At 66.0% G+C, this 11,500-nt stretch carries 12 protein-coding genes; 9 read left to right on the top strand and 3 right to left on the bottom strand.

From position 1 onward, the window contains the following. The first annotated feature begins 43 nt into the window (after positions 1-43). The 7 genes from AC1PLA_RS14700 to AC1PLA_RS14730 all read left to right on the top strand — a co-directional run bounded on the left by AC1PLA_RS14700 (position 44) and on the right by AC1PLA_RS14730 (position 6,471). Complete coding sequence (locus AC1PLA_RS14700) at positions 44-730, top strand: Fe2+-dependent dioxygenase (RefSeq protein WP_245102689.1); 687 nt, start codon at positions 44-46, stop codon at positions 728-730. Beyond that, positions 723-1,481 carry a tetratricopeptide repeat protein gene (locus AC1PLA_RS14705; RefSeq protein WP_481104831.1) on the top strand — a complete coding sequence of 253 codons (759 nt, stop codon included), beginning with the start codon at positions 723-725 and terminating at the stop codon, positions 1,479-1,481. Before AC1PLA_RS14700 ends, AC1PLA_RS14705 begins: the two co-directional genes overlap by 8 nt. Before the next feature lie 5 nt (positions 1,482-1,486). After that, a complete protein-coding gene (locus tag AC1PLA_RS14710) occupies positions 1,487-2,125 on the top strand; it encodes a PepSY-associated TM helix domain-containing protein (protein WP_102584998.1) in 639 nt (212 codons plus the stop codon). Between the two features lie 22 nt (positions 2,126-2,147). Beyond that, positions 2,148-2,663: a DUF2271 domain-containing protein gene (locus AC1PLA_RS14715; protein WP_065049140.1), complete on the top strand. Its 516-nt coding sequence runs from the start codon at positions 2,148-2,150 to the stop codon at positions 2,661-2,663. A 169-nt stretch (positions 2,664-2,832) separates the two neighbouring features. Continuing rightward, on the top strand, positions 2,833-3,636 hold the full coding sequence (locus AC1PLA_RS14720; RefSeq protein ID WP_102253727.1) for a DUF4198 domain-containing protein: 804 nt from the start codon (positions 2,833-2,835) through the stop codon (positions 3,634-3,636). A 67-nt stretch (positions 3,637-3,703) separates the two neighbouring features. After that, positions 3,704-4,678, top strand: a complete 975-nt coding sequence (locus tag AC1PLA_RS14725) for an FAD:protein FMN transferase (RefSeq protein WP_481104832.1) — start codon at positions 3,704-3,706, stop codon at positions 4,676-4,678. Next, on the top strand, positions 4,675-6,471 hold the full coding sequence (locus tag AC1PLA_RS14730; RefSeq protein WP_481104833.1) for a flavodoxin domain-containing protein: 1,797 nt from the start codon (positions 4,675-4,677) through the stop codon (positions 6,469-6,471). The genes AC1PLA_RS14725 and AC1PLA_RS14730 overlap by 4 nt, the downstream gene beginning before the upstream one ends. A 509-nt stretch (positions 6,472-6,980) precedes the next feature. On the opposite strand, the gene xopAW is transcribed toward AC1PLA_RS14730, so the two are convergent. From xopAW to AC1PLA_RS14745, 3 genes are all read right to left on the bottom strand, one after another. Beyond that, complete coding sequence (xopAW, locus tag AC1PLA_RS14735; protein ID WP_228607740.1) at positions 6,981-7,646, bottom strand: EF-hand domain-containing protein; 666 nt, start codon at positions 7,644-7,646, stop codon at positions 6,981-6,983. A gap of 153 nt (positions 7,647-7,799) precedes the next feature. Continuing rightward, positions 7,800-8,639: a HutD/Ves family protein gene (locus tag AC1PLA_RS14740; protein ID WP_481104834.1), complete on the bottom strand. Its 840-nt coding sequence runs from the start codon at positions 8,637-8,639 to the stop codon at positions 7,800-7,802. A 360-nt stretch (positions 8,640-8,999) separates the two neighbouring features. After that, complete coding sequence (locus AC1PLA_RS14745) at positions 9,000-9,374, bottom strand: ComEA family DNA-binding protein (protein WP_016904771.1); 375 nt, start codon at positions 9,372-9,374, stop codon at positions 9,000-9,002. 157 nt (positions 9,375-9,531) lie between these two features. On the opposite strand from AC1PLA_RS14745, the gene AC1PLA_RS14750 reads away from it, so the two are divergent. Continuing rightward, positions 9,532-11,025, top strand: coding sequence for a M20 family metallopeptidase (locus AC1PLA_RS14750; protein WP_065049150.1), 1,494 nt, complete (start codon positions 9,532-9,534; stop codon positions 11,023-11,025). 169 nt (positions 11,026-11,194) lie between these two features. Next, a complete protein-coding gene (locus AC1PLA_RS14755; protein ID WP_006452367.1) occupies positions 11,195-11,467 on the top strand; it encodes a GlsB/YeaQ/YmgE family stress response membrane protein in 273 nt (90 codons plus the stop codon). Positions 11,468-11,500 lie beyond the last annotated feature (33 nt).

Genomic DNA, 11,500 nt, shown 5'->3' on the forward strand with positions numbered 1-11,500 from the left:
TGGCACGCCGCCCGCACAACGCGGGCGGCGTGGAGACCACCGCATGTTGCTGCCCATTCCCGATGTGCTCAGCCCCGCCCAGCTCGCCGAGCTGCGCGCGCGGCTGGACGCGGCCGACTGGGCGGACGGCCGCATCACCGCCGGCCATCAGTCGGCGCAGGCCAAGGACAACGCACAACTGCCCGAAGACAGCGCCATTGCACGCGAGGCCGGCGCGCTGGTGCTGGACGCACTCTCGCGCAGCAGTACGTTCTTTTCGGCGGTCTTGCCGCGGCGCATCTATCCGCCGCTGTTCAATCGCTACAGCGGCGGGCAATCGTTCGGCTACCACGTCGACAACGCGATCCGCTACGACCGCAGTCGCGGCGGCGCAGATCCCGTGCGCACCGATGTTTCGGCCACCTTGTTTCTCAGCGACCCGGACAGCTACGACGGCGGCGAGCTGGTGATCGAAGACACCTACGGCACGCAGTCGGTAAAGCTGCCGGCCGGGCACCTGGTGATCTATCCCGGCACCAGCCTGCATCGGGTGATGCCGGTGACCCGCGGCGCGCGTGTCGCCTGTTTTTTCTGGACGCAAAGCATGCTGCGCGACGATGCGCAGCGTCGCCTGCTGTTCGAACTGGACGTGTCGATCCGGCGGCTCACCCAGGACACCCCCGGCCATCCGTCGCTGATCCAGCTCACCGGCGTGTATCACAACCTGCTGCGGCAATGGGCCGATGTCTGAGCCCGCACTGGACCCGGCGCAGCTGATCGAGCTGCTGCACACGCAGCCCGATCGCGCGGTCGCGCTGCTGCGCAAGGCCGCCGAGCGCCAGGATCTGGCCGCGCAACTGCTGCTCGCCCAGCTCTACGCCGAAGGCCGCGGTATCCCCGCCGATCCGGCCATGGCGATGCTGTGGTACGAGGTCGCCGCCAATGCCGGGCATGCGGAAGCGATGAACCAGCTGGGGCGCTGCCACGAACTGGGCTTCGGCACCGCGTGCAACGCGGTGCTGGCGGCGCTGTGGTACCGCCGCGCCGCCGAGCATGGGCTGGATTGGGGCATGTACAACCTCGCCCATCTGTACGGCTCCGGCCGTGGCGTGGCGCAGGACCACGCGCAGGCGTTGGCGCTGTATCGCACCGCCGCCGAGCGCGGGCATGCCAAATCGATGAACTTCGTGGCGCGCTATCTCGACCAGGGCCTGGCCTGCGCTGCCGATCCGATCGCCGCGCGCCACTGGTACCGCCGCTCTGCCGAAGCCGGCGATTTCCGCGGCCAGGCCGGTTACGCCACCTTGCTCGCAGACGCCGGCGACATCGACCAGGCCGAGCGATGGATGCGCCGTGCGATCGCCGGCGGGCATGCCGGCTTCCTGCAACAACTTACCCCGTTGCTTGCAGGTGCAACGCAGCCACGTCTACGCGCGTTGCTGAGCGAAGTGGCCGCGCGGCAATCGCACCTGCAGCCGTCGCTCGCAGCGGATGTGGCCTGAGCGCCATGGCGACCTCCAACGACACGCTTGCCACAACCCAGCAACGCCGCGGTTTCTGGCTGCGCATGCTGCATCAATGGCACTGGATCAGTTCGGCGCTGTGCCTGATCGGCATGCTGCTGTTCACCATCACCGGGCTGACCTTGAACCATGCCGCGCGCATCGAAGCCAGCCCTTCGACCGAACACCGCACGCTCACGCTGCCGCCGGCCCTGCTGAAGTCCCTGGGCAGCCGCGAAGACGGCGACGCCCCGCTGCCGCCGCGCGTGGCGCAGTGGCTGGGGCGTGAGCTGGATATCAGCATCGGTAACCGTGCCGGCGAATGGTCGGCCGACGAGGTGTATCTGGCGCTCCCGCGTCCTGGCGGCGATGCCTGGCTGAGCCTGGACCGCAGCACCGGCGCGATCGAATACGAGCGTACCGGGCGCGGCGCCATCGCCTATCTCAACGATCTGCACAAGGGACGCAATGCCGGGCCAGCCTGGGGCTGGTTCATCGACGTGTTCGCCATCGCCTGCCTGGTGTTCTGCATTACCGGGCTGTTCCTGCTGCATCTGCATGCGCGCCAGCGCCGCATGACCTGGCCATTGGTCGGCCTGGGTCTGCTGATTCCGTTGCTGCTCGCCCTGCTGTTGATCCACTGACTTTTTCCTACCGGAGACGATCATGCGCGCCACCCTGACCATCGCCCTGAGCGGCCTGCTCGCCATGCCGGCATACGCCGCCACGCTCGACATCAACGTCGAGATCCCCAAGCTCAACGTCGCCGAATATCACCGCCCGTACGTGGCGATCTGGCTGGAAGGTGCGGACCAGAAAGTCGCCGCCAATCTGGCGGTCTGGTATCAATCCAAGGACACCGCCGAAGGCCACGGCACCAAGTGGCTGCCGGACCTGCGCCAGTGGTGGCGCAAGAGCGGGCGCACCCTCGAGGTGCCGGTCGACGGTGTCACCGGCCCCACCCGTCCGGCCGGCGCGCATGCGCTGTCGTTCTCCGACACCAAGGGTGCGTTGAAGTCGCTGCCGCCCGGCCAGTACACGCTGGTGGTGGAAGCCGCGCGCGAGGTCGGCGGCCGCGAACTGGTCAAGGTGCCCTTTACCTGGCCGACAAAGTCTGCGCAGACCGCCAAGGCCAGCGGCAGCAGCGAGCTCGGCGCCGTCAGCCTGGTCGCCAAACCCTGAGCATTGCCTGCTGGTGGCGGCCGCGCAGCACACGCGGCCGGCCACGGCGCAGCTGCGCAGTGCATCGCGTTGCCAGACACATTCGCTTTCCACGCATCCACGCAGCGCCATACCTGCGCGCTGATCAGACACGTGACCCACCGTCCTCATCATCCTTCAAGGAGTTGTCATGAAACGTTCGCTCGTCCTGATCGCCATGCTCGCCGCACTGCCGCTCAGCGCACTCGCCCACAAGGCCTGGTTGCTGCCGTCGCAGACCGTCATCGCCGGTGAGGCGCCGTGGATCACCGTGGATGCAGCGGTGTCCAACGACCTGTTCTACTTCAACCACGTGCCGCTGCGCCTGGACAACCTGAGCATCACCGCACCCGATGGCAGCGCGCTCAAGCCGGAAAATCCGGCCACCGGCAAGTACCGCAGCGTGTTCGACCTGCAGCTCACCCAGCCCGGCACCTACAAGCTGAGCATCGTCAACGCCGGCCTGTTCGCCAGCTGGAAGGAAGACGGCAAGCCCAAGCGCTGGCGTGGCGACGAAACCCGCTTCGCCACCGAGGTGCCGAAGAACGCGCAGGATCTGCAGGTCTCGCAGTCCTTCAATCGGGTGGAGACCTTCGTCACCCGCGGTGCGCCGACCACCACGGTCTTCAAGCCCGCCGGCAAGGGCATCGAGTTGATTCCGGTGACCCATCCCAACGATCTGGTCGCCGGCGAAGCGGCGCAATTCACGCTGCAGCTGGATGGCAAACCGGCGGCCGGGCTGGAGATCGAGATCGTGCGCGGCGGCACCCGCTATCGCGATGCGCAGAACGAGATCAAGCTCAAAACCGATGCCAAGGGCGGCTTCAGCGTGACCTGGCCGGAGCCGGGCATGTACTGGCTGGAAACCACCACCGAAGACACCAAGACCTCGCTGCCGCAGGCCAAGCAGCGCCGCCTGGGCTATGTCGCCACCCTGGAAGTGTTGCCGCAGTAATCTGCCGGCACGCGGCAGGAGTGCACGCAGCGTGCACCCTGCCGCCCCATCTTCATAAGATCCGTCCATGTCCGCATCGTCTTCCGCCGACCACGCCGTTGCCACGCTCGGCGGCCGCAGCATGGGCACCACCTGGAGCGTCAAGCTGGTGGCGCCGCGCGGACGCGATTTGCACCCCTTGCATGCGTGCATCCAGGCCGCGCTGGATCGCGTGGTCGCGCAGATGAGTACCTGGGAGGCCGATTCGGATCTCAGCCGTTACAACCGCGCACCGGCGGGCAGCTGGCACCACCTGCCCGACGAATTCCACGCAGTGCTGAGCGCAGCATTGGAGATCGCACAGGCCAGCGAGGGTGCCTTCGACCCCACCGTCGGCCCGATGGTCGAGCTATGGGGCTTCGGCGCCGCGGGCACGCGCCAGCGCGTGCCGGAAGCGCAGGCGATCGCATTGGCGAGCCTGCGTTGCGGCTGGCAACGCCTGCAGCTGGATGGCAGGCGTGTGCTGCAGCCAGGCGCAGTGGCACTGGATCTGTCCGGCATCGCCAAGGGCTTCGGTGTGGACTGCGTGCATCGCGCATTGCTGCAGTCGGGTATCGACAGTGCATTGATCGAGGTCGGCGGCGAATTGTTCGGCTACGGACGTAAGCCCGATGCCAGCGCGTGGCGCGTGCTGGTCGAATCCGCCCCCGACGAAGATGCCGGTAGCGCGCTGCCGGCACGCGTGCTGGTGCTGGACGGCCTGGCGGTCGCCACCTCCGGCGATCGCTGGCACCGCTTCGATGCCGACGGCACACGCTACACGCACACCATCGACCCACGCACCGGCGCGCCCGTTCCGCATGCCCCCGCAGCGGTCACCGTACTTGCGCCCGATGCGATGCAGGCCGATGCCTGGGCCACCGCGATGACCGTGCTTGGCGTCGATGCCGGTCTTGCCCATGCACGCAAGGCGGAACTGGCCGTGCGATTCCTGGCACGCAAGGACGGCATCCTGCTCGAATCCATGAGCCCGGCATTCGAACGCCACCTGTTCGCGTCATGAGCAGCGCCACCTCACGGGTGTGGCTGGGCAACGGGCTGGTTCTGCTGGCGCTTGCGGTCATCGTCGGCTGGCTGGCCGGCCTGCATGAGGGCGCATGGTGGAGCGCACCCACGCCGCATCGCTGGCAACTGGCAGCGCTCGGCCTGGCGCTGTATCTGGGCCTGTGCGCGGTCGTGCTGCTGCGTGCCCGCAAGCGCGTCGGCGCACAACGCGCAGACGCCAGCGGCGTATTGATCGTCTGGGCAAGCCAGACCGGATTTGCGCGTGAGCTGGCGCAACGCAGCGTTGCCGCGCTGCAATCGGCCGGCGTCGGCGCGCATGCGCTGCCGATCGAAGACGTCGACAGCGATCAACTCGCACGCGTGCCGCGGCTGCTGTGCATCGTCAGCACCACCGGTGAGGGCGATGCGCCCGACCATGCGCAGGCAGCCGAGCGCGCCTGGCTTGCCGACCACGCGCAGGATCTGACCGCCGTGCAGTACGCAGTGCTGGCGCTCGGCGACCGTGGTTACGCGCACTACTGCGCGTTCGGCCGACGCCTCGACGATCGCCTGCAGGCGCGCGGCGCCACTCGCCTGTTCGAACGCATCGAGGTCGATAACGCTGACCCGAACGCCCTGCAGGACTGGCAACGCTATCTGGCGGAACTGGCGCCCGCACTCGCGACGCAACCCGACTGGGGCCTGCCGACCTACACCACCTGGCAGCTACGCGAACGTGTCCACGTCAATCCCGGCAGTGCGGGTGCGCCGATTTACCGGCTGCGCCTGACGCCATGCGATGGCGCGTTGCCGGAGTGGAGCGCAGGCGACATCGCGGAGATCGCACCGCGTCACACCCCGGATGCGGTCGAGTCCTGGCTGCGGCGTAACCACTACGATGGCGCGCAGCAGATCGACGGCCGCCGCCTGCGCGACTGGCTCGGCGGCGCGCAACTTCCCGTCGATACCGATGCCGCTTTCGGTATCGATGTGGGTGCCGGTGCAAGCCTCGGCGATAGTGCTGATGCTGGTGCTGATGCTGGTGCTGGCGCTGGCGCTGGCGCTGATGCCGATGCCGATGCCGATGCCGAAGTCAAAATCGACCCAATCACGGACATAGGTAAAGGCACTGATACAGCTACGGGAACAGCCACAGGCACAACTTCACCACTGGACGCAGATGCGTTGGTGCGTAGTTTGGTCACCCTGCCCCATCGCGACTATTCGCTCGCATCCATTCCCGAGGAAGGCCACGCCGAACTGCTGGTGCGCGAGCATCGGCACGCCGACGGCAGCCTGGGGCTGGGTAGTGGCTGGCTCTGCGTGCATGCACCGATCGGCGCGTCCATAGCACTGCGACTGCGCAGCAACCCCGGCTTCCACCCGCCTGCGCCCGAACAACCAATGCTGCTGATCGGCAACGGCACCGGCATCGCCGGTCTACGCGCGCATCTGCGTGCACGCATCGCAGCCGGTGCGCGGCGCAACTGGCTGCTGTTCGGCGAACGCAATGCCGCGCACGACGCGCTGTATGCCGACGAGCTGCAGCAGTGGCAGCAGGATGGCTGGATCGAGCGCTTGGATCTTGTCTACTCGCGCGATCAACCACAGCCACCGCATTACGTCCAACACGCACTGGCCGCAGTCGCCGACCGCCTGCGTCATTGGATCGATCAAGATGCCTGCATCTACGTCTGCGGCAGTCTGCGCGGCATGGCACCCGAACTCGACCGCACGCTGGATTGCATCCTCGGAGCCGATGTCAGACAGGAACTACTACGCAACGGGCGCTATCGCCGCGACGTGTATTGAACCATCGCATGCGGCACCGCCAAAAGCGCTCAACAAAGCGATTACGCAGGTACCCGCAGCGCGTCTGCTGCTGAAATCCGCAACATCCCTGCTTGCAGTGGCTGCGCGCTAAACGCACCGGCTGATCCAGGACTGCGCGCCGTTGCTGCAGTCATCTGCCCTTCCCGATGCTTCTGACCGTTGTCGGCCGCTGACAACCGCTTGTGGCCTCTGTCAGCGGCCAATGGCGAAGAAGGAAGTAATTGTGTTGCCTCAGGGTTCACAGCCGGGTTGCCCCAAACAGCCGCGTTGCCCAAAGAAGAAAGCAGTAGTTAACAGCCGGACTTCACAGAAGGCACATCCAGTGATGCATCCGCGGTGCGAGAAGCAGTCTTTGGTCCGACGCCTTCCGCGACGAAATCTCCTTCCAACGCGGTGCTGCATCGACAAGGCATGCAGCACCCTCGCTGCACCGCGCGCCGGATACACCGCTACCGCTCCGGCGTCCCCGTAATCGCTCGATCACCACATTACGCTGCCAGATCGACCAGATTGCTCGTTGTCGCGCTGCCGCCAATGCTGCGGTACTGCCCCACGGCCATCTGCACCAACGCTGCATAGGCCTGCTGCGTGCCGTCGCTGCCGGATGCATCGGCCGATGACGGCGGTCGCGGCGGCGGATCGCGCGGCGGCATCGCCTCCTGCAGTTCCTGCAGACTGAGCGCCCCGCTCTTGTCGCTGTCGAGCAGGTCCAGTAGCTGCGTGCTCGACGCACTGTCGCCATTGACCAGCGTGCTCAATTCACCGCTGCTGACACTGTCGTCGCCATCGCTGTCCAGGCCGGCAAACAACGACTGCACATCCTGCCCTTGCTCACCCGGCGGTGGCGGAGGCGGCGGCAAGGCCTGCGCCAGTTCGCTCTCGCTGACGGTGCCGCCACCATCCTGATCGAGCATGCTCAGCAGCCCATCGATGTCGATCTTGCTGTCGTCATCGCTATTGGACGACAGCGCGGTCGACAGCTCGGACGCGGTCAGGCTGCCATTGCTGTCGCTATCGATGGATTTGAACAACTGCGTCAGCGGATTGGTTTTTTCCGCCTGCGCAGCGGATGCGCTGTTGGCGGTGGTCGCGCTGCGGCTTGCATAGACCGGGTAGGCGGCATAGCCGGCTCCGACCGAGCTGATGGTACTCATTGATTTCCCCCTGGAATTGCCGGAACCACTCCCGGCGCATGCACTGTTCCCTAGCCAGGTGGCACAGCGATGCCGTCGCTTGTCCGCGTTGACACGAACGCATCCGGGCGCGTGCCGCGGGGGCGCGATCTGCTTGCGGATACGTGAAACGCCCTAGACCGGGCTCACCCGGATCGCCAGCAGTTCGCCGCCGCCATCTAGCACATAGCGGCTGCGCGTGGAGGCACTCAGCCACGCGGTATCGCCGGCAGCCAACGGTGGCAGGCCACTCTCGCGCCCAAAGCTGGCCTGGCCTGCCAGTAGGTGGATCGCCCAGGCGCTGCCCGGGTCGGCGAAAAACAGCATGGTGCCGACCAGCGGCCGGTGCAGCAGTTCGGTCTGCACCAGATCGCGCCGCCACATCAGGTTGAAATCCTGGGTCGGCCCGTCGAGCAGCGTGGCATGTACCGTTTCCTCGCCTGCAAATCGGACGCGCTGGTGCGGCGGCAGCAATTCGCAACTGCGATGACTGCTGCCAGGAACATTGCCACCGGCGCCGGCGCTGGCGTCATGGACGCCCTGGTCAGCGCCACTGCCCTTATTGCCACTGCCCTTATTGCCACTGCCCTTATTGCCATTGCCCTTATTGCCATTGCCATTGCCACTATCGCTTTTGCTGACGCCGCCGCTAGTAGCCGTGCCGATGCCAATGCCTGCACCGGTGCCTGTGCGGGTGCCGGTGTCAGTGCTGGTATCGCTGCCCATACCGCTGGCAGCATCGCCAAACTGCAGCCGCATGCCATTGCCGTGTAACAGCACCAGCTCGCGATCGATGCCCGGGAATGCGGAAAACGCCGCGTCCTGCTCGATCTCGGCAATCGACAGGCGTAGCGACCATGCGTCGGCTTCGCCTAGACGCAGGATCTCGCGCGTCCAGCCCAGTTGATTGCGCCACCGCTCACGGCGGTACTCGGTGGCCGGAATCACCCGGCTGCTCAGGTCTGTCAGCTGCATGGGCACATTGTGCCGCAAGCGCGGCGCCAGCCCGTCATGCGGTGCTTCAGGGCTGCTGATGTGCCCTAGGCTCAATGCCAAGCCTCAACTGGAGGGTGTGGCCGAGACCCACGAAGCGGCTGGTGCCTCACGGAGTGAGTAGCGCCTCATGCGGCGTGCGCTGGTTTCCCACAGTCACCGATGCTTGCGTGCGTTCGCCACCCACGCGGGCCCAAAACGAAAAACGCCCGGCTGCACATCCAAGTGCAACACCGGGCGATTCCACGTCCTTGTCGGCATCCAGCCATCCCCCGGACATCCTGTCCAGTTAGGTTGCGGCCACGCATCCTCGCGTCGAACCGTATCTCGGATCCTTTCCCATTAACGCCGTCCCACCGGTTTCACCGCCGCCCCCTTGGCAGCCTTCTTGGCGGGAGCCATCGTGGCTCCTACTTCGATCAGGTCTCGATTCCGTTCGACCGTCTTGAGTCCGATGCCCTTGACCAGGGCCAGTTCCTCGGCACTTTTGAAGGGACCGTTTGCCTGACGGTGCTCGACGATTGCCTCGGCTTTTGATCGCCCGACGTTCGTCAGCACCTTGTCCAATTCCTCAGCAGACGCAGTGTTGATATCGACCTTGTCGAGTGCATACGCATTCGAGGACAACAGCAACGCCAGTAGCAGGGACTTCAGGGCTACGGTAAATGACTTCATTGCAACGCTCCTTGTGGCTTGGGTGATGGTCCTAGCCAGCATTCCTGCCGGCGGAGCCAGTGTCCCGCGCCACATGCAGCAATCCTATCGCCAACGAACTTTTCACACAGCCGGTGAACTGCGCGCCGCCTTGTAGGGAAATACCTACCCCCAGGCACGGGCGTAGAATGTGCCGTTACGTCACGTATTCGGAGTCTCCATGGACAGCGCCAAGATCGACCAATTCATCAGCGACACCTGGGACCGCGAGATCGTCCCGCAGTTGGTCGATTACATCCGCATCCCCAATAAATCGCCGATGTTCGACGCCGACTGGGTTGCGCACGGCTATATGGAGCAGGCGGTCACCCTGATGGAAACCTGGGCGCGCGCGCAGGCCATCGAGGGCATGCAGGTCGAGGTGGTGCGCCTGGAAGGCCGCACGCCGTTGATCTTCATTGAGATTCCGGCAACCGGTGCCGAGTCGGGCGACGACACCGTGCTGCTGTACGGGCACCTGGACAAGCAGCCAGAAATGACCGGCTGGGATGCCGACCTCGGCCCATGGGAGCCGGTGCTGCGCGACGACAAGTTGTACGGCCGCGGCGGCGCCGACGATGGTTACGCGATCTTCGGTTCGCTGGCGGCAGTACTGGCGCTGCGCACCCAGGGCCTGCCGCATGCGCGCTGCGTGGTGCTGATCGAGGCCTGCGAGGAATCCGGCAGCTACGACCTGCCGGCCTATGTCGACCATCTTGCCGCACGCATCGGCAAGCCATCGCTGGTGGTGTGCCTGGATTCGGGCTGCGGCAACTATGAGCAGTTGTGGTGCACCACCTCGCTGCGCGGGCTGACCGGCGGCAACCTGAGCGTAAAGGTGCTGGAGGAAGGCGTGCATTCGGGCGATGCCTCCGGCGTGGTGCCGTCCAGCTTCCGCCTGCTGCGCCAGTTGCTGTCGCGGATCGAGGACGAAGCCAGCGGCCGCATCCTGCTGGACGGATTGCATGTGCAGGTGCCGGCCGAACGGCTGGCGCAGGCCAAGGCCGCGGCGGCGACGCTGGATACCGCCATCTTCGACAAGTTCCCAATGGTCGAGGGCCTGGTGCCGATGCACGACGACCTCACCGAGCTGGTGTTGAACCGCACCTGGCGCCCGGCGCTGTCGATCACCGGTGTGGATGGCATGCCGCCGCTGGCGTCGGCCGGCAACGTGCTGCGTCCGCAGACTGCGGTGAAGCTGTCGCTGCGTCTGCCGCCGACCGCCGACGGCAAGGCCTGTGGCGAACTGCTGAAAGAGGCCTTGCTGCGCGACCCACCCAACGGCGCACAGGTGACCCTGGAACTGGAAAAGGCATCATCGGGCTGGAATGCGCCCGAGATGGCGCCATGGCTGGCAAAAGCCATCGACGACGCCAGCCTGGCGTTCTTCGACAAGCCGGCGATGTACATGGGCGAAGGCGGCTCGATCCCGTTCATGGGCATGCTGGGCGAGAAGTTCCCGGGCGCGCAGTTCATGATCACCGGCGTGCTCGGCCCGCATTCCAATGCGCATGGCCCCAACGAGTTCCTGCATATCCCGATGGGCAAGCGGGTCACGGCCTGCGTGTCCAAGGTGATCGCCGAGCACCACGCCGCCTGCCTGCGCGGCGAGACCAGCGGCTCGCCGGTGGCAGCCGATAGCGGCACCCGTCATGGTGGGCATGGCTGCTGCTGATTGACCCCTGGACCGCCCCGCGCATGCCGGGGCGGCCCAATGGCATTGCCATGCGTTGCGGCGCGCGCATGGACGTAGCCCCAACACCGTCGCGACAGTCGGCGCTGCACATGTGGTTGCCGCGGCGGCGAATGCTAGTCTGCCGATCCCACTTCCCTCAGTGCCTGCGATGAACAATCTCTTCGGTAGCGACAGCTGGCTTTACATCATTCTGGTCGGCTTCGTGGTCGGGCTGCTTGCCCGTTTCATCACGCCCGGCACGCAGCGACTGGGTTGCCTGCTGACCATCGTACTGGGCATCGCCGGTGCAGTGGTGGCCAGCTGGTTCGGCCGCTACATGGGCTGGTATCACGCTGGCGAACCGGCCGGTTTCCTCGGCGCGTTGCTGGGTGCGATCGCGATCCTGGCGCTGCTGCGGCTGTTCAGCGGCAGCAAGCGTTGATCGACCCGGCGTCGCTGCCGACCTGGCTGCGCT

Source organism: Xanthomonas sp. NCPPB 1826 (genome assembly GCF_056725285.1).